The organism is Microbispora bryophytorum (assembly GCF_006874465.1).
Lineage (GTDB): Bacteria > Actinomycetota > Actinomycetes > Streptosporangiales > Streptosporangiaceae > Microbispora > Microbispora bryophytorum.
On record NZ_VIRL01000011.1, the window covers coordinates 129826 to 148531 of the forward strand.

Here is an 18706-nt window from a genome sequence, read left to right on the forward strand (position 1 = left end):
TTTCCGGCCCCGGCCGGAAACGCGGAAGCGTTCCCGTGCCCCGTCCTGTCCGGCCTTTCCCTTCTGGAGGACCCGGTGAGCTCTCGTCCGGCGGACCTGCTGATCGCACGGGCCGTACGGCGCGGCGGCCCGTGGCTCGCGGCGCTGACGGCGACGGCGCTGCTGGGCGCCGCGGCCGACCTCATGCTCCCGGCGGCGCTCGGCCGCGCCGTCGACGCCGTGGTGCGGATCCAGGCGCGGGATGGAGCGGGGCCCGAGGCCGGGTCCGGGCTCACCGGCCCGCTCACGACCGCCGCGCTGCTGGTCGCGCTGGTCGTCGCGTGCGACGCGCTGGGCGTGCTCGCGGCCGGGGTGAGCGGGGCGCGGGCGGCGCAGTGGCTGCGCTCCCGGGTGGTGGCCCACACCCTGTCCGTCGGCGCCGGCATGACCCGCCACTTCACCGCGGGTGAGATCGTCACCCGCGCCGGGGTGAACGTGGAGGAGGCCGGACGGACCCCCGAGGCGGTGGTCACCGCCGCCACGCTGATCATTCCTGCGGCCGGCAGCGTCGTCGCCCTCGCGCTGATCGACCCGTGGCTCGCGGTCACGCTCGTGGCCGGTCTGCTCCTGATCGTGGCCGTGCTGCGCGCGTTCATGCGCAGGACCACGGCGGCCTCCGGCGGCTACCAGCAGGCTCAGGGGGAGATCGCGGCCATGCTGGTGGGCGCGCTCGCCGGGGCCCGCACCATCACCGCGGCCGGCACCGAGGACCTTGAGGCGGCGCGCGTGCTCGCCCCGCTCCCCCGCCTGCGCGCCCACGGCCTGGCGCTGTGGCGCCTGCAGGCGCGGGCGGGTGTCCAGGCCGCCGTCGTCATCCCGCTTCTGGAGATCGCCGTGCTCGCCGTCGGCGGGCTACGCCTGTCGGCCGGCGGCCTCACCGTCGGGGAGCTACTCGCCGCCGCGCGCTACGTCGTGCTCGGGGCGGGCCTGGGGTCGGCGCTCGGGTACGCGGCGCGCATCGCCCGTGCCCGGTCGGCCGCCCTGCGCCTGGAGCAGCTGTTCGCCGTGCCGCCCCCGGCGTACGGGGACCGGCCGCTGCCGCCGGGCCCGGGCACCCTGGAGCTGCGCGACGTGACCGTGCGGGCCGACGGTGTGCGCCTGCTGAGCGGTGTCAGCCTGGTCGTGCCCGGCGGCACGTGCACGGCGGTGGTGGGCCGTTCGGGCTCGGGCAAGTCGTCGCTGGCCGCCGTCGCCGGCCGGCTCGTCGATCCCGAGCGCGGCACGGTGCTGCTGGACGGCGTGCCGCTGCGTGAGATCGGCCACGAGCCGCTGCGCCGGGCCGTCGGATACGCGTTCGAGCGGCCCGCGCTGTTCGGCGACACGCTGGGCGAGGCCGTCGCGTTCGGCCTCGCCGCACGGGACGACGCCGGTAAGCGAAGCGAGGACACGGTGCGAAGCGTAGACGCGGCGCGCAGCGAGGACGCGGTGCGGGCGGCCGCGGGCGCCGCCCGCGCCGACGCCTTCATCCGGCGGCTGCCGCTCGGCTACGCCACCCCGGCCGGCGAGGCGCCGATGTCCGGGGGCGAGATCCAGCGGGTCGGCCTGGCCCGCGCGTTCGCCCAGGCCGGCCGGCTGCTGATCCTGGACGACGCCATGTCCAGCCTGGACACCGTGACCGAGCGGCAGGTGGGGCGGGCGCTCACCGGGAGCCTGTCCGACCGCACCCGCCTGGTGGTGGCCCATCGCGTGACGACGGCGGCGCAGGCCGACCAGGTCGTGTGGCTGGACAACGGGCGGGTGCGCGCGACCGGCACGCACGAGCGGCTGTGGGACGACCCCGGCTACCGCGCGGTCTTCCGGGCCGAGGAGGCCTCGTGAAGCGCCGCGCACCCGCGGGAGGGCGGCCGGGAGCGGCCGCCGGGCGGGTGGTCGTGCGGGCCCTGCGGCGCGAGCCCTCCCGGCTGCTGCGGCTGGCCTGCTGGTCGGTGGCGGAGACCCTGCCCGCGCTGAGCGGCGGGTACGCGATCGCGCGGGCCGTGGACGACGGCTTCGCCGCGGGGCGGCCCGGCGCCGGCCTGATGTGGCTGGCGGTGCTCGCCGTCGCATGGGCGGTGGCCGCGGTGGCCGCCCGGCAGGTGCTGCTGCTCATCGCCGGGATCGTCGAGCCGTTCCGCGACGACCTGCTGCGGCGCGTGGTGACCGGGGCGCTGCGGGCCGGGCGGGGCGGCGACAGCGCGGCGGTCGCCCGGATGAACCACCAGGTCGAGCTGGCCAGGGACGCCTTCGGCGCGATCATCACGGCGGTCAGGACCTTCGTGTTCACGGTGGCCGGCGTGGCGGCCGGGCTGACGACGCTGGCCCCGGAGGTCGTCCCGCTCGTGCTGACGCCGGTGGCCCTGGGGCTCGGCCTATTCCTCCTCTCCCTGCCCGCCCTGGCGCGGCGTCAGCGCGAGTTCATCGTCGCCGACGAGCGCACGGCCGCCGCGGTGGCCGCGATGGCGGGCGGCCTGCGGGACGTGACCGCCTGCGGCGGCGAGGCGCGCGTCGCGGCGAGCGTCGGGCGGGAGGTCTCCCGGCAGGCGCGGGCCGCGCGGGCGCTGGCCCGGGTGACGGCGTCGCGGACGCTGTCGCTGGCGGTGGGGGCGTGGCTGCCGGTGGTGCTCCTGCTCGCGGGCGCGCCCTGGCTGGTGCGCCAGGGGGTCACCGGCGGGGTGATCCTCGGCTCGCTGACCTATGTCATGCAGTCGCTGTCCCCCGCGCTCGGCGGCCTGGTCCAGGGGCTCGGCGTCAGCGGCGTCCGTCTGGCCGTCACGCTGGAGCGCATCCTGCACGCGCCCGGCCCGCCCGTGCCGCACGGCGACCGGGAGCCCGGCGGGGTCCGGCTGGAGCTGCGCGGGGTGCGCTTCGCGTACGGCACGCCGGGACGCAAGGCCCCCGAGCCGGTCATCGACGGCCTGGACCTCGACGTGCCCGAGGGCGACCATCTGGCCGTCGTCGGCCCGAGCGGGATCGGCAAGTCCACGCTGGCCGCGCTCGTCGCCGGCCTGCTGACTCCGGATGACGGCGAGGTCCTCGTCGGCGGCGTCCCGGCCGCGCGGGTCCACCCGGCCGCCCGCGCGCTGATCCCCCAGGAGGCGTACGTCTTCCCCGCCACCCTGGCGGACAACCTCACGTACCTCGCGCCGGGGACGCCTCCCGAGCGGGTGGACGAGGCGGTGGCGGCGTTCGGGCTGGCGGAGCTCGCACAGCGCACCGCGGGCGGCCCGCTCGACCCGGCCGAGCTGTCCGCGGGCGAGCGGCAGCTCGTCGCGCTGGCCAGGACCTACCTGTCCCCCGCCCGGCTGGTCGTGCTCGACGAGGCGACCTGCCATCTCGACCCGGCGGCGGAGGCGCGGGCGGAGGCGGCCTTCGCGGCGCGCGGGGGCACGGTGATCGTCGTGGCGCACCGGATCTCCTCGGCCCTGCGGGCCCGGCGGGTGCTGGTCATGGACGGCACCCGCGTCCTGCTCGGCACGCACGAGGAGATGGCGGCGTCCTCACCGCTGTACGCCGACCTGGTGGGTCACTGGGAGGGCCCGGGGAGGCTACCGGCGGGAGCGGTAGCGCAGGATGCCGATGTCACGGCCGACGGCGGGCCACAGCCAGCCGCACTCGGAGGCGATCTGGATCGCCTCGACGCGTGAGCGGGCGCCGACCTTGGTGAGGATGCGGGACAGGTAGTTGCGGACCGTGCCCCGCGACAGCGACAGGCGGTCGGCGATCTCGCCGACGGTGGCGCCGCCGGCCGCGGTCTCCAGGACGTCGAGCTCGCGGGCGGTCAGCGGGTTGCTGTCGGCGTCGAGCGCGGCCACCGCGAGCTCGGGGTCGATGACCCGCTCTCCCTTCGCCACGCGGCGGATGCAGTCCACGAGGTGGCCCGGTGAGGCGTCCTTCACGACGAAGCCGCGCACGTTGGCGTCCAGCGCCTTGCGCAGCGCCATGGGCGTCCCGAGCCCGGTGAGGACGACGGTCCTGCAGGAGGGTAACCGGCGGTGCAGCTCGGCCGCCGCGGTGAGGCCGTCGACACCGGGCATCCCGATGTCGAGCACCGCGACGTCGGGGCGCCGCAGGCAGCCGAGCCGGACGATGTCCTCGCCCTTGTCCGCCTCGGCCACCACCTCGAGGTCGTCCTCGCTCGACAACAGAGCGACCAGCGCCTTGCGGATCAGGTGCATGTCCTCGGCGAGCATCAGTCGGATCAACCCAGACCCCCTACACGCGGTGCGAGCGGGTGCTCGCCGTTGGTGACCGCAGCGCTTCACTCACTATGCAGGTTCCGCGCGCACGCCGGGACCTCTCTACCCGAACTGTCAGCTTTAATCAGGAACCGCGTCCGAGAAAGCCGGACGCCCGGCCCCCAAGGGAGCCGGGCGTCACGGTCGGGTTTCCTAGTGACGCACGACCTTCACGTAGTCGGTCGCCTCGGAACCCTTGAGCCCATGGCCGGCGTCGAACCGCACCGCCCAGGTGCCGGACCGGTAGGCCCGGACCTTGGTGGCGAAGTCGCCGTCGCCGTCGGTCTTGATCGTGTCCACGTACTGCCACTTGTGGGAGCCCGAGGACTGGAAGTAGACCTTGACGTTCTGCGAGCCCAGCCAGTGCCAGTTGTTCCAGTAGTTGTGGCTGTCGGAGCAGTAGCGGTCACCGCCGGGACGGCCGGACAGGTTGTTCCAGCCGTCGTAGTACCAGTCACCCCAGCACTGCGCGACCTGCAGCTTGCCCTTGAGGGTCAGCGCGCGGCCCTTGCGGACCGGCTCGGGCGTGGCGTCGAAGCCGGCGATCCGCGTCGCCTTCGGGCCCGACGGGTGCGGCGCGTGCCACTCCTTGCGCTTCACCGTGAAGGCGCGGTCGGCCGTGTACTTCTTGCCGTCGAGGCCGATCGCCTCGACGTGCACCCGGTAGGTGCCCGCCCGGTCACTCCAGTCGAAGCTGAACGAACGCGAGGCGCGGTCGAACTTCGGACCGTCGTTGTGACCGCCCTTCTCGTTGCCGAACCAGTGGTCGCCGCCGTGGTCGCCGTGGCTCCTCTGGCCCCACAGGTCGATGTCCACGCTCTTGACGTCCTTGGCCGTGACGCGAGCGGTGACCTGGGTGGACCGGCCCTTGCTCACCACGACCACGTTCGGGTCGACGTCGACCGACACGATGCTCGGGTGCGGCGTGTACGGCTTGTGCGAGTTGTGCCCGGTGGAGTGGCTCGGCGTGTGCGGCTTAAGGAAGTTGTGCCCAACGGTGGGGCTCGGCGTGGGCGACGGCGTGGGCACGACAGTGTCCGCGAAGGCGGGCGCAGTCGCGAGCGCCGTGGCGCCCATGGCGACCGCTACCAGGGTGGTAGCAGCTCGTTTCACCATGAGGGTGATCCTCTCCCCGTTCAGGAACGCGCCCCCGGTTTGGGGCACGCCTACGTCATAGACGTCACAAGGGAGAGAAAAGTTGCTTCACATCTTCGGAAAATAGGTCTCGGAACGATAACTTTCCCGATATTCGCGTTATGGACGCGTGGGGAGCACCTGAGGCGTCGGCGGCCCGTTCACACTTCTCGGCGCGGGCTGGCGTCGGCGGCATACCGAGATGTCCCTGGATATTCGGCACGCCACGCGCCCTCGCCGTCCGCACGGACGCGGGCGGAGAACCAGCCGTCCCTGCGGGTGACCGCCTCCTCGACGGTCATCCAGTGGGACGACCCCGCGGGACGGAACTGGATCCTGACCCGCTGCCCGGCGAAGGGCCGGTAGTCGACCTTCCCGACCGGGTCCACCCGCAGCAGCGTCCCGGTGACGCGCACGTCGTCTCCGTCGCGCACCACCTTGAGCCCCTCGATCTCGGTCGTCCGGCGCAGGTTGAACTCCCCCCGGGCGACGGCCCGCTCGCCCTGCGCGTTGACCGCGGTCGCCGTGACCGTCCACGGGCCGTTCGGATACCACCGCGACAGCGGCTTGTCCGGGAGGAACCGCCAGGTTTCCCACTCCCCCGACGAGATCCGGCGGACCGGCCGGCCGTCCCGCGACGCGCCCATCACGCGGGGCATCGCGGCGGACGCCAGCCCGCCCAGGCCCGGCAGGGGCACGGTCGCGGGCAGGGCGGCACCCGGGGGGACCACCGGGTCCGGTGAGGCGGGCGGCACCGGCACCGGCACCGGCACCGCGTCGCCGGACGGCGGCGAGGGCGTCACGGCCGGCTCCGGCTCCTTGCCTGGCTCTCCTCCGGGCTCGTCGCCTTCCGAGGGGGCGCGGCCCGGTTCCAGGACGACGGAGACGCGGTCCGCTCCGCGCGCCACCACGTCGACGACCAGCCGCACCGACCCGCTCGGGCCGACCACGGGGTTGGACGGGCGCACTTCGACCGAGCGGACGGCCAGGTCACCGGAGGCGGGGGCCGGCGCGGCCGCCGCCGTCGTCGCGGTCGCGAGGACCAGCGTCGCGAGCAGAGGTCTCATCATGCCCCGTGACCGTACGCACACCCGCCGGGCCCCCGGCCCCCGACACACTCCCGGGCCGGTAAAGATTCGCCCCGGGGAGAGCCCGCCCCGGGATCAGCCGGTCGCGTACAGCTCCTCGATCACCTCGGCGTACCTGGCGTGGACGACCCGGCGCTTGAGCTTCAGGCTGGGGGTGAGCTCGGCGGTCTCGGCCGTCCACTCGACGGGCAGCAGCCGCCACCGTTTGACCTGCTGCACCCGGGCGAGCTTGCGGTTCGCGGACTCGACCGCCGCCTCGACCTCCTTGAGCACGTCCGGATGCGCGGCCAGGTCGGCCAGGGAGCCGAAGGCGATGCCGCGCGCCCGCGCCCACTCGGGCGCCACCTCGCCGTCCAGGGTGAGGATCGCCACCGGGTAGGGCCGGCGGTCCCCGTACGCGAGGGCCTGCCCGATGAGCGGATGCTCCGTCAGATGGCCCTCGATGGCGGCCGGGGAGACGTTCTCGCCGCCCGAGGTGATGAACAGCTCCTTCTTGCGGTCGACGATGCGGACGAAGCCGTCCTCGTCGACCGACCCCACGTCGCCGGTGTGCAGCCAGCCGTCGTCGTCGAGGAGCTCGGCGGTCGCCTCGGGCAGGCCGAGGTAGCCCCGGGTGTTGAGCGGGCTGCGGGTGAGGATCTCGCCGTCCTCGGCGATCCGCACCTCGACGCCCGGCTCGGCCCGGCCCACCGTGCCGAGTTTGAAGACGTCCGGCGAGTTGACGGTGAAGGCGCCGGTCGTCTCGGTCATGCCGTATACGTCGATGACCTTCAGGCCGAGGCCGGCGAAGAACCGCTGCACCTCGACCGGCATCGGCGCGGCGGCGGTCGCGCACCAGCGGGCCTGGTCGAGCCCGATCAGGCCGCGCACGACCGACAGCAGCGCGGCGTCGGCCCGCTCGTACGCCTCGCGCACCTCGGGGGTGACCGTGCGGCCGTGCTGCAGCCCCTCGACGTACGCGAGCCCGGCGGCCATCGCCGCGCGCACGCTCTCCTGCTGCTCGGGCGGCTGGGTGGCCAGCAGCGCCTGCAGACGGGACGTCATCTTCTCCCAGACGCGGGGAACGCCGAAGAACAGCACGGGACGCACCCGGCCGAGCGTGGCGCCGAGGTTCGCCATGTCCGTGCAGAAGTGGACGTGGTTGACCTTGACCAGCGGCAGGTACAGGCTGAGCACCCGCTCGGCGATGTGGGCGTAGGTGAGGTAGGAGATTTGCGTGCCGTGGGTGGGCAGTTGGATCATCCGCTGGGTGGAGGCGATCTCGAACAGCACGTTGGCGTGCGTCAGCGGGACGCCCTTGGGGGTGCCCGTCGTCCCCGAGGTGTACAGGACGGTCAGCGTGTCCTCCGCGGTCACCGCGCGCCAGCGCGCGTCCACCGCGGCCGGGTCGGCGGCCAGCGCGCCGGCGCCGAGCTTCAAGAACGCCTCCCAGCTCAGGAAGCGCTCGTCGCCTTCGGGCGCGCCCTCCAGCATGACGACCTTCGTGAGCGCGGGCAGCTCACCGAGGACCGGCTCCCAGCGGGCCAGGTCGGCCGGGCCGCCGAGCACCGCGATGCGCGCCCCCACGTCGCGGGCGACGTACGCGACCTGCTCGGGGGCGAAGGTCGCGTAGATCGAGCAGGGGACGGCGCCCGCGTGGACGGCCCCGAGGTCGGCCAGCACGTGCTCGCTGCGGTTGACCAGCATCAGCGCGACGGCGTCGCCCGGCCGCACGCCCAGCGCGGCGTAGCCCGCGGCGATCTGCAGCACCCTCCTGCGCGCCTCGGCGTAGGTCAGGGTCGTCCAGCCGTCCCCGGCCGGATCGGAGTAGGCCGGCGAGTCCGGATGCCCCTGCGCGGCCCACCTGAGCTGCTCGCAGATCGTCCTGCCCGCTATCTCCCGCTCGATCGCGGCCCGTTCTTCCAGCACGCCGGTCATCGCGCCTCCCAACGGGCATTTCGCACGCGTGGCATGCATCGCACCACATGAGATCACCGTCGGCAAGACCCCGGCGGAGAGCCGGCGCGAGCGAGATTCAGCCCTGTGAAGCGACGGCCACGCCGACGAACTCCTGGATCAGCGGACTGCGGCGGGTGGCGTCCCAGGCCAGGTGCACCTGGTTGGGCGGAAGGTCGCACACGGAGACGTGGACGACGTCGGGACGGGTGTAGAAGGTCGCCGTGGACAGCGGGAGGATGACGATCCCGCGTCCGGCCGCGACGTGTTCGAGCTTCTCCTCGACCGTGCGGATCTGCGGCCCCGCGCCGCGGGAACCGGTGGCCATCTCGGTGGCGACGTCCCGCCACTCGGGGACGGCGTCCGGGTCCTGCAGCAGGTGCTCGTCGGCGAGGTCGGCCGCGTTGATCACGTCCTTGCCCGCGAGGCGGTGGTCGGCGGGCAGGCTGACGACGCGGGGCTCGGACAGCAGGTGGCGCGTCCGAAGGCCCCGTCGATCGATCGGCAGGCGGACGTAGCCCACGTCAACATGGCCGTCGCGGATCAGCTCGGCCTGGTCGTCCCAGCTCATGCGCAGCACCTCGACGGTCAGGCCGGGGTGGCGGGCCGACAGCGCGCGGACCGCGGGCGTCACGATCAGGCCCGGCATGAACCCCACGGCGAACACGCGCGGGCCGCGGGCGGCCCGGCCCACGCGACGGCGCAGCGCCTCGGCGGAGGCCAGCAAGGGCCGGGCGTCCTCCAGCAGCTGCCGGCCCGCCGGGGTCAGCTCGCTCGCCCGCCTGTCCCGGACGAACAGCTGAGCCCCGAGCTCGCTCTCCAGTGCGCGGATCTGCCGGGACAGCACGGGCTGCGCGATGTGCAGCGCCTGCGCGGCGCGGCCGAAGTGCAGCCGCTCGGCGACCTCGACGAAGTAGCGCAGCTTGCGCAGGTCGACGTCCACCGGCATCTCCTCCGCTCCGTGATGCCCTCAGGGTATTACAGCGGCCCGGAAGGGTCTTGGACGGCGGGGCCGGTGCGGCGGCATCGTGAAGGGGACAGAACGGCACTTATGGAAAGGCCCGTCTCATGAACCTCAAGGGACAGCGCGTCGTCGTCCTCGGCGGCACCTCCGGCATCGGCTTCGCCACCGCCGAGGCCGCCGCCGCCCGGGGCGCGGAGGTCGCGGTGGTGTCCAGCAGGCGTGCCGGCGTCGACCGGGCGCTGGCCGCCCTCCCCGGCGGGACCGTGGGCAAGGTCGCCGACCTCGCAGACCCCTCCCGCGTGCGGGCGGTGCTCCAGGAGATCGGCGAGCTCGACCACCTGGTGTTCACCGCCGGGGAGGCACTGGACCTCATGCCTGTCGCCACGCTCGACCTGGCCGCGGCCCGGGACTTCTTCGCCGTGCGCTACTTCGGCGCCCTGGCCGCCGTCCAGGCCGCCGTCCCCCTGATCCGCGCCGGCGGCTCGATCACCCTCACCACCGGCGTCGCCAAGGACCGGCCCGGCCCCGGCTGGGCCGTCGCGGCGAGCATCTGCGGGGCGATCGAGTCGCTGGTCCGCGCCCTCGCCGTCGAGCTCGCCCCCGTCCGCGTCAACGCCGTCTCGCCCGGGGTCGTACGGTCGCCCCTGTGGGCGTCGATGAGCGAGACCGACCGGCAGGCGATGTATGAGGGTGTCGGCGCGGCCGTCCCCGCGGGACGGGTCGGCGAGGTGGGCGACGTCGCGCCCGCCTACCTCTACTGCATGACCCAGGGGTGGGTCACCGGCACGGTCCTCACCGTGGACGGCGGTGCGATCCTGGTGTGACCCCGCTGCTGCCGTGCCCCTCACGACGCCATCACAATCGGACAAAAGGGACATAAAGCCAGGTAAGGTACACAGGATGGTGCGTGATCGGGGGGATCGCATGGCATCCGGAAGATCGGGCCCGCCGCCGGGCGAGCAGACGTTCTTCGGCCATCCACGGGGGCTGGCCACGCTGTTCGGCACGGAGATGTGGGAGCGCTTCAGCTACTACGGCATGCGCGCCGTCCTCGTGCTGTTCCTGACCGCGCCCGTCACGCGCGGCGGCATGGGCCTGCCCGAGACCACCGCGGTCGGCATCTACGGCGTCTACATCGCCTCGGTCTACCTGCTCGCCATCGCGGGCGGCTGGCTCGCCGACCGGCTGCTCGGGGCGCGCAGGACCGTGCTGTGCGGCGCCCTGGTCATCATGGGCGGCCACGTCAGCATGGCGATGCCCATGGGCGGCGGGTTCGTCTGGCTCGGCCTCGTGCTGATCGCGCTGGGCAGCGGGCTGCTCAAGCCGAACATGTCGGCGCTGGTGGGCGAGCTGTACCGGCACGAGGACGACGCCCGGCGCGATTCCGGCTACACGATCTTCTACATGGGCATCAACCTGGGCGCGTTCCTCGGCATCATGATCGTGCCCTGGCTCCAGACGGGCGACCGCTGGCACCTCGCCTTCGGCGCGGCGGCGCTGGGCATGGCCGTGGGCCTGACGCAGTACGTCCGGGGCCGGGCCACCCTGTGCGGCGCCGGCGAGGAGCCGGACCACCGCCTGACCCCGGACGAGGAGCGGCGTTTCAAGGTCGTCGCGGGCGTCTGCCTCGCCGCCGGCGCGGGGGCGCTGGCCCTGTGGGCGCTCAGCGGCACGCTCACCGTGGACCGCTTCGCCCTCGTGCTCACGGTCGTGACGGCGGCCGTGCCGGTGGCGTACTTCGCCTTCCTGTTCTCCTCGCGGGAGGTCACCGAGCAGGAGCGGAGGGGGCTGTTCGCGTACGTCTGGCTGTTCCTGGCCGCCGCGATCTTCTGGCTCGTCTACGACCAGGCAGGCAGCGCCCTGCTGCTGTTCGCGAAGAACGACACCGACCTGAACGTGCTGGGCTTCACGATCCCCCCGGGCTGGGTGGGCAACGTCAACTCGCTGGCGATCATCCTCGTCGCCCCCCTCTTCGCGGAGATGTTCCTCAAGGCGGGCACCCGCATCAGCACGCCGCTCAAGTTCGCGGTCGGCCTGGTGTGCGTCGGGGTGAGCTTCGTCGTCATGTCGGTCGCGGCCGGCGCCGCCTCCGGCGGGGTGAAGGTCTCGATCATGTGGCTGCTGTCGGTCTACCTGATCCAGACCGTCGGCGAGCTGTTTCTCAGCCCGGCCGGGCTGTCGGTCACCAACAAGCTCGCCCCCCGGGCGTTCGAGAACCAGCTCATGGGCCTGTGGTTCCTCTCCATGGCCCTCGGCGACTCCGTCGGCGGCCAGGCCTACCGGCTGACCACGGTCGTGCCGATGCCCGTCTACTACCTCGTCCTCGCGCTCGCCGCGATAGCGGCAGGGCTCGTCATGCTGCTGTTCGTGCGCAGGCTCCGCACCCTGATGGCCGAGCACCACATGCCGTCGGTGCCCGCGCCCGGCTGAAGCGGAGACAGCACTGAACGGGAGACAGGGCTGAACGCGGCGCTCACAGGGTCGGCGTGAGCGGCTCGGACGGGCGATAGCCGGCGGGGTCGCGGGCGATGCGGCGCACCGCCTCCTCCAGCACGGCCGGCGGCTGGGTGAACGGCAGCCGCAGGTAGCCCTCCAGCGTGCCGTCCACCCCGAACCACGGTCCGGGAGCCAGCCGTACGCCACGGGCGGCGGCGGCCCCGGCGACCGAGCTCGCCACCGGCCCGTCGAGCCGCACCCACAGCGAGCCGCCGCCGCGCGGCACCCTGAACGCCCAGCCGGGCAGTTCCTCGCGCAGGACCGCGGCGAGCGCCGCGCACGAGGCGCCGAGGGTGCGGCGGCGCTCCGCACGCGCCTCCTCGATCCGCTCGAACAGGCGCGCGACCACGAGCTGCTCGAAGACCGCGCCCGCGATGTCCACGGCGGCCCGCAGCACGGCCAGGCGGCGGACGGTCGCGGCGCTCGCCCGGATCCAGCCGACCCGCAGGCCGCCCCACCACAGCTTCGAGGCCGAGCCCACGCTGATCACCCGGCCGTCGGTGTCGAAGGCGGCGAGCGGCGCCGCACGCGCCGTCTCGTCCAGCACGATCTCCGCCCAGCTCTCGTCGGCGATCAGCGTGACGCCGTGCCGGCGGGCCGCCTCCACCAGTTCGGCGCGGGTGCCGTCGGCCATGAGGTGGCCGGTCGGGTTCTGGAAGTCGGGGATGACGTAGGCCAGGCGGGCCGCCGACTGGCGCATCGCGCCGCTCACCAGGTCGAGATACCAGCCGTCCTCCTCCACGCCGACCGGCACCAGCCGGGCTGCCCGCATCCGGGCCGCGTCGAGCGCGTGCGGATAGGTCGGCGACTCGACCAGCACCGGGTCCCCCGGCCCGGCGAACACCGACATCAGCAGGTGAATCGCCTGCTGGGCCCCGGCCGTGACGAGGATCTGCTCGGGCCGGGTCGGCAGCCCCCGCTCGCCGTACCTGCGGGCGATCGCCTCGCGCAGCGGCGCGAGCCCCGCCGGGTGGTAACCCATCCCCAGCGCGTACCGATGGTAGGCCCGGCCCGCCTCCTCGATGGCCTCGCCGAGCAGCGCGGTCGCCGCGGGCGCGGCCGCGTGCAGCGGCAGCAGCCCGTCGTCCGACGCCAGCCACGGATTGTCGGTCCCGAGCGCGCCCGCGTCGGGCAGGGCCGCCCGGCTGCCGGACCCCTGCCGGCTCTCCAGATAGCCCTGCTCGCGCAGCCGGTCGTACGCGGCGGTCACGGTGGTGCGGCTCACTCCGAGGCACTCGGCCAGGTGCCGCTCGGCCGGCAGCCGCACCCCCACGGCGAGCCTGCCGTCGAGGACCAGGCCGCGTACGGCCTCCGCGAGCGCCCGGTAGTAGGGCCGGGCTTCCCGCGCGTCGCCCGCGCCTTTCCCGATGCCTTTCCCTGTGCCGTCGCCGATGCCGCTCCGGACGAGCCTGGCCAGTTGGGGAGCGCTGAGGTGCCGGTCCATAAAGGCCAATTTCTCTGATTGGCCCTTTTCCCGCAACCCCGGCCGCGTACACGATGGGCCGACTATGACCGAACTCTCCCTCCCCAGCCCCCGTTCGCTCCCGTTGCGGCTCATCCGCCTCTACACCGGCCTGGCGCTGTACGGCGCCGGAATCGCCCTGCTCGTCAGGTCCGGGCTGGGCCTCGACCCCTGGGAGGTCTTCCACCAGGGCATGTCGGTGCGCACCGGGTGGTCGATCGGCCTGTGCATCAACCTGGTGGGCGCGCTGGTGCTGCTGCTGTGGATCCCCCTGCGGCAACGCCCCGGCCTCGGCACGATCAGCAACGTCCTGGTGGTCGGCACCAGCGCCGACGGGGTGATGGCGCTGGTGCCCGCGCCCACGGCCTGGCCGGTCCAGTGGGCCTTCCTCCTGGGCGGCATCGTCGCCATCGCCGCCGCCTCGGGCCTCTACATCCACGCCGGCTTCGGTCCGGGGCCGCGCGACGGCCTGATGACGGGCCTCAACCGGCTCGGGCTGTCCATCCGGCTCGCCCGCACGGTCGTCGAGATCGGCGTGCTCGCCGTGGGCTGGCTGCTCGGCGGCACGGTCGGGATCGGCACGGTGGTGTTCGCGGTGACGATCGGCCCGGTGACGCAGGTCTTCATGAAGCTGTGGGCTCCCGCCGGGGACACCGCCCGGCCACCGGGTACGTAGCGGTCATGATGAGGCGAGCGCTCTGGGAAGGCCTGGTCGCCGGAGCGGCCGGGGCGGCGGTGATGACCCTCGGCGAGAAGGTGGAGCAGCGCCTGACCGGGCGGCCCGGCTCCTACGTCCCGGCGCGGGTCCTGGAACGCCTGACCGGCATGGCCGAGCGGTCCGGTCGCGCGTCCGACGCCGTGAACTGGGCCATGCACTACGGCGAGGGCGCGCTGCTGGGGGTCCTGCGCTCCGTCATGGCCCACGCCGGGCTGAGGGGCCCGTGGTCGTCGGCCAAGTTCGCCGTGGTGCGGCTCACCAACGACCAGATCCTGGAGAACGCCACCGGGGTCGGCGCGCCGCCCCCCACCTGGCCCCGTCTCGAACTCGGCGTTGATGTGCTCCACAAGGCCGTATACGCCTTCGCCACCGGGGTCGTGGCCGACGCCCTGGCCGGCCGTACCGGACCGGGCCCCGGGCAACGGCACGCACGGATGCGCCCGGGCCGGCGGGCCGGCGTGGGCCCGCTGCCGAGGGAGGAGGCCCACACCCGGCGCTGAGGGGGACACGCCGTACGCAGGGGGAGGCGAGCGCGGGGAGGCGAGCGGGTGCGGATCGAGGACTACGCCCTGATCGGGGACACGCAGTCGGCCGCCCTCATCGGCATGGACGGCTCGATCGACTGGCTGTGCCTGCCGAGGTTCGACTCTCCCTCCTGCTTCTCCCGGCTGCTCGGCGACGAACACAACGGCTTCTGGCGGCTGGCCGCCGCGGAACGCGACAGGGCCACCCGGCGGGCGTACGTCGAGGACTCGCTGGTGCTCGCGACCGACTGGGAGACCTCCACCGGGACGGCCAGGGTCGTCGACTTCATGCCGCCCCGCTCCGGCAATCCCGACCTCGTGCGGATCGTGGAGGGCCTGTCCGGCGCCGTGGAGATGACGACCGAGATCCGCATCCGATTCGACTACGGCCGCATCGTGCCGTGGGCCCGCCGGATCGGCGGTCACCTGCACGCCGTAGGCGGCCCGGACTCGGTCTGGGTGCACTCCCCGATCTGCCTGGAGGGCGGCGACTACCGGCACGAGGCGACGTTCACGGTCGCCGCCGGCGAGCGGGTGCCGTTCGTCTTCACCTGGCACCCCTCCCACCGGCCCCAGCCGGAGCGCATCGACCCTTTGCGCGAGCTCGGCCTCACCGTCGCCGTGTGGCGGGAGTGGATCTCCCGTTGCGGTTACCGGGGTCCCTGGCGGGACGCCGTCGTCCGATCGCTGATCACGCTCAAGGCGCTCACCTACAGCCCGACCGGCGGGATCATCGCGGCGCCGACCACCTCGCTGCCCGAGCACCTCGGCGGAGTGCGCAACTGGGACTACCGCTACTGCTGGCTGCGCGACGCGGCGATGGCACTCGACGCGCTCCTGCGATGCGGATACGTCGAGGAGGCGGACGCCTGGCGCGTGTGGCTGCTGCGCGCCATCGCCGGCCGCCCCGAGGACCACCAGATCATGTACGGCGTGGCCGGCGAGCGCCGCCTGCCGGAGACGACGCTCGACTGGCTGTCCGGCTACGAGGGCTCACGCCCCGTCCGGATCGGCAACGGCGCCGCCGGCCAGTTCCAGCTCGACGTCTACGGTCAGGTGGTCAACGCCCTCTACAGGGCGCGCAAGCAGGGCATGCCGCCCGACGACTACACCTGGTCACTGGTGATGAAAGGGGCCGAGTTCCTCGAACACAACTGGGACCGGCCCGACGAGGGACTGTGGGAGGTGCGCGGCCCCCGCCGGCACTTCGTCCACTCCAAGATCATGGCGTGGCTCGCTCTGGACCGCGTGACCCGGGGGGCCGCGGAGCTGGGCCGCACCGGGCCGTTCGACCGGTGGAGCGCCCTGCGCGACCGCATCCACGCGCAGGTCTGCGACAAGGGCTACGACCCCGAACGCAACACCTTCACCCAGTCCTACGGCTCCCGTGAACTGGACGCCGCCCTGCTGCGGATCCCCATCGTCGGCTTCCTGCCCCCCGACGACCCCCGCGTCATCGGCACCGTCGAGGCCATCGAACGCGAACTCATGACCGACGGCTTGGTCCTGCGCTACCCCCTCGCCGAAGACAACCCCGTCGACGGCCTTCCCGGCGGCGAAGGCGCCTTCCTCGCCTGCAGCTTCTGGCTCGCCGAGGCCAGAGCCATGATCGGCCGCCACGACGACGCCGTCGAGCTGTTCGAACGCCTCATCGCCCTGTCGAATGACGTCGGCCTCCTCGCCGAGGAATACGACCCCAGAACAGGCCGCCAACTCGGCAACTTCCCCCAGGCCTTCAGCCACGTCCACCTGATCCACACCGCCCAGGCGCTGAGCGGAGCACGAACATCGGCACCACCCGCACCGGCCGTGGCCCGCACCCGCACCAGCGCGCGGTGAGCTCAAGGACGTCGTTCTCGGGAGGTCCTGAAGCGGCATCGACCCTGCTCGCGCGGCGCTGCCCGTCGACCCACACCTCCAAGCCGACGGTGGCCGAGCAGCACCGGCGAAGAGTGCCGGTCAGGAGTCCGCCCCAGCCAGGACAACCGGCCCGGGCGTCGGTGACTCATGCACCGGGGAGTGTCGCGACGGGCTACTTGTGCGGGTCGTCGACCTTGAGCGGATCCCCGGTTGTGGAGACGAAGACGACGAGGAGCTCGGCCGGCTCCTTGTTGCTGACGTTCTCCGTGGCGACGTGGTGGGCTCCTGGCTGCTCGGTCCAGTTCTCGCCCTGGTGGTATGTCCGCATCGGTGCGCCGTCAAGCCGGCTGCGTACCGTGCCCTTGAGCACATAGGCGTAGACGAACGCGTCGCCGTGCCGGTGCGGCATGGCTCGGGCGTCCGGCGGCAGGGTCACGATCGCCGAGGTGAAGGTCTTGCCGGGGACGTTCGGGAGCGCCTTCTGGATCAGGACTTTGAGGCTCTCCGAAGGGTGTCCCGTAGCCATCGCCGCGCCGGCGTGTTCCTGTGTCGCGTGTGTCGCCTGGGTGACGGTGGTGACCTGGGCCTGTGACGCCCGGATGGCCTGCGCGGCCGGTTGCTCCGTCCCGGGGGCGCAACCGAGGATCGCGGCAGCAGCGCCGGCGATCAGCACTCCGCCGGCGATTCGCTCTCTGATCATGAGTGTTGTGCTCCTTGTTCGTCCGTGACCTGGATGATGGTCTTGCCTGGTGTGCGGCGGTGACGGGCGAACGCCGCGGCCGTTTCGGCCAGCGGTCGCACGTCGCCGACGATGGGGTTGAGTCGTCCGGCCCGCAGGCGCTCGGCCAGGTCGGTCAGCCGGGCGCGGTCGGGCTCGACGACGAAGAAGACGGCTCGCCCGTCCTTGGGCTGCACGGTGGGCGGCATGGCGATGGTGACGAGGGTGCCGCCCGGACGTACCAGCTCGGTCGATCGTGCGAGGATGTCGCCGCCGATCACGTCGAGCACCACGTCCACCTCGCCGACGCCCCGCAGGTCGTCGGCGTCCAGGTCGAGGAAGGTCCGCGCGCCGAGGCCGAGCACGACATCGCGGTCGTCGGCCCGGCCGGCGCCGATCACCCGGGCGCCTACCTCTCGCGCGAGTTGGACGGCGATCGAGCCGACGCCGCCCGCGGCGCCATGGATCAGGACGGTCTGGCCGGTCGTGAGGTGGGCGTGGTCGAACAGGGCCTGCCACGCGGTCAGTCCGGAAATGGGCAGCGCGGCGGCCACGGTGTGGTCGACGTCGGCCGCGAGGGGGGCGAGGTTGCGCGCCTCCACCGCGGTGTATTCCGCCAGGGATCCGTTGCGAGCCCAGTCGGTCAGTCCGAAGACCCGCTGGCCCACGGTCAGGCCCGTGGTTCCGTAGCCGAGCTCGACCACGACTCCGGACAGCTCGTGCCCCGGAATGGTGGGTGTCCGGTCGCGGCCGGCGCGATCGGTCCACGTCGCCGGCCAGTCGAGCTCTCCGGGGGTGAAGCCCGCGGCGTGCACGCGCACGATGACGTCGTTCTCCGCGGCGTGCGGGTACGGCATGTCGGTCAGGGTGAGACCGCCGACATCAGCGTCACGATCACGCACGGTGATTGCTCGCATCTTTGATCCTTTCGTCCCGGATTGGTTGCGGGCGGCTCAATACGGGGGTCCGCCTGTGGCGCGACTGGGTCCGCCTGTGCGCTGGTGGTGACGGCTCCCCACCGCCGAGGTCGCGGACCGCCCGTCGCGGGTGCGCTCGTGAGCCCGCGGACGCCCGGCGTCAACTCCGGCGATCACGGAGAGCACTCCGCGAACGCGATGTAGAGGCAGGCCGTGGCCCCCGGCCCCCGCCATCACGGACCACCCCGCGACGATGGCGGGGACCGAGGCGAGGAACTCCGGCCGGGCTTCCCGGGGTACGCGGACCCGTGGTCGCAGCGACGCCAGTCCACCGGCGCGCCGATATATGTCTGTTATGGCCTTTATGTCCGCCTCCAATTTGCCCGACCGGCGGCACCCCATGCCGCCTCCATGCGGCCAGGAAGCACTCATTTTTGGACGGACCGAAGCACAGTCGTACGCTCGGCCATGACCGCTACACCGACTCTCACGACCACCGCGATCATGAGAACAGCGGACTCCAGCACGATCGGCGCCAAGTGGCAGACGCAGGATCCGTTCGCGTCCTGCATCAGTGAATCCATCCGATCGACAGGGCAATCCGCCCGCGGATGAGCGGACGGCCCGCGCCCGGTAG

At 73.1% G+C, this 18706-nt stretch carries 14 protein-coding genes and 1 pseudogene; 7 read left to right on the plus strand and 8 right to left on the minus strand.

What is annotated here, in order from left to right:
• Positions 1-75 precede the first annotated feature (75 nt).
• Positions 76-1857 carry an ABC transporter ATP-binding protein gene (locus tag FLX07_RS20525; protein ID WP_142572436.1) on the plus strand — a complete coding sequence of 594 codons (1782 nt, stop codon included), beginning with the start codon at positions 76-78 and terminating at the stop codon, positions 1855-1857.
• A complete protein-coding gene (locus tag FLX07_RS20530) occupies positions 1854-3662 on the plus strand; it encodes an ATP-binding cassette domain-containing protein (RefSeq protein WP_229689845.1) in 1809 nt (602 codons plus the stop codon). Before FLX07_RS20525 ends, FLX07_RS20530 begins: the two co-directional genes overlap by 4 nt.
• Here the strand turns inward: FLX07_RS20530 and FLX07_RS20535 are convergent.
• The 5 genes from FLX07_RS20535 to FLX07_RS20555 all read right to left on the minus strand — a co-directional run bounded on the left by FLX07_RS20535 (position 3564) and on the right by FLX07_RS20555 (position 9353).
• Entirely contained in the window at positions 3564-4220 is a 657-nt protein-coding gene (locus FLX07_RS20535) for a response regulator transcription factor (RefSeq protein ID WP_142572437.1), read from the minus strand. The genes FLX07_RS20530 and FLX07_RS20535 overlap by 99 nt on opposite strands.
• 186 nt (positions 4221-4406) lie before the next feature.
• A complete protein-coding gene (locus tag FLX07_RS20540) occupies positions 4407-5369 on the minus strand; it encodes a hypothetical protein (protein WP_142572438.1) in 963 nt (320 codons plus the stop codon).
• 179 nt (positions 5370-5548) lie between these two features.
• The gene (locus FLX07_RS20545) at positions 5549-6457 is read right to left on the minus strand and encodes a hypothetical protein (protein WP_142572439.1); all 909 of its coding nucleotides are present in this window, start codon (positions 6455-6457) and stop codon (positions 5549-5551) included.
• A gap of 93 nt (positions 6458-6550) precedes the next feature.
• On the minus strand, positions 6551-8392 hold the full coding sequence (locus FLX07_RS20550) for an AMP-dependent synthetase/ligase (protein WP_142572440.1): 1842 nt from the start codon (positions 8390-8392) through the stop codon (positions 6551-6553).
• A 97-nt stretch (positions 8393-8489) separates the two neighbouring features.
• A complete protein-coding gene (locus FLX07_RS20555; RefSeq protein WP_142572441.1) occupies positions 8490-9353 on the minus strand; it encodes a LysR family transcriptional regulator in 864 nt (287 codons plus the stop codon).
• A 125-nt stretch (positions 9354-9478) separates the two neighbouring features.
• Here FLX07_RS20555 and FLX07_RS20560 point away from each other — a divergent pair, with 125 nt between their 5' ends.
• Positions 9479-10198, plus strand: coding sequence for an SDR family oxidoreductase (locus FLX07_RS20560; protein WP_142572442.1), 720 nt, complete (start codon positions 9479-9481; stop codon positions 10196-10198).
• A 100-nt stretch (positions 10199-10298) separates the two neighbouring features.
• Positions 10299-11804 (plus strand): peptide MFS transporter, encoded by a 1506-nt coding sequence (locus FLX07_RS20565; RefSeq protein WP_142572443.1) that lies wholly within the window; start codon positions 10299-10301, stop codon positions 11802-11804.
• A 43-nt stretch (positions 11805-11847) separates the two neighbouring features.
• Here FLX07_RS20565 and yczR read toward each other — a convergent pair whose 3' ends face one another.
• Positions 11848-13314, minus strand: coding sequence for a MocR-like transcription factor YczR (gene yczR, locus FLX07_RS20570; protein WP_142572444.1), 1467 nt, complete (start codon positions 13312-13314; stop codon positions 11848-11850).
• 64 nt (positions 13315-13378) lie between these two features.
• Here yczR and yczE point away from each other — a divergent pair, with 64 nt between their 5' ends.
• From yczE to FLX07_RS20585, 3 genes and pseudogenes are all read left to right on the plus strand, one after another.
• Positions 13379-14008, plus strand: coding sequence for a membrane protein YczE (gene yczE / locus FLX07_RS20575; protein WP_142572445.1), 630 nt, complete (start codon positions 13379-13381; stop codon positions 14006-14008).
• Positions 14009-14013: 5 nt separating this feature from the next.
• Positions 14014-14550, plus strand: a complete 537-nt coding sequence (locus FLX07_RS20580; protein ID WP_142572446.1) for a hypothetical protein — start codon at positions 14014-14016, stop codon at positions 14548-14550.
• Positions 14551-14589: 39 nt separating this feature from the next.
• A pseudogene (locus tag FLX07_RS20585) lies at positions 14590-16413 on the plus strand (glycoside hydrolase family 15 protein); the annotation flags it as partial.
• Positions 16414-16606: 193 nt separating this feature from the next.
• On the opposite strand, the gene FLX07_RS20590 reads toward FLX07_RS20585, so the two are convergent.
• Positions 16607-17134, minus strand: coding sequence for a cupin domain-containing protein (locus FLX07_RS20590; protein ID WP_142572447.1), 528 nt, complete (start codon positions 17132-17134; stop codon positions 16607-16609).
• The gene (locus tag FLX07_RS20595) at positions 17131-18069 is read right to left on the minus strand and encodes an NADP-dependent oxidoreductase (RefSeq protein WP_142572448.1); all 939 of its coding nucleotides are present in this window, start codon (positions 18067-18069) and stop codon (positions 17131-17133) included. Before FLX07_RS20595 ends, FLX07_RS20590 begins: the two co-directional genes overlap by 4 nt.
• Between the last annotated feature and the right edge of the window lie 637 nt (positions 18070-18706).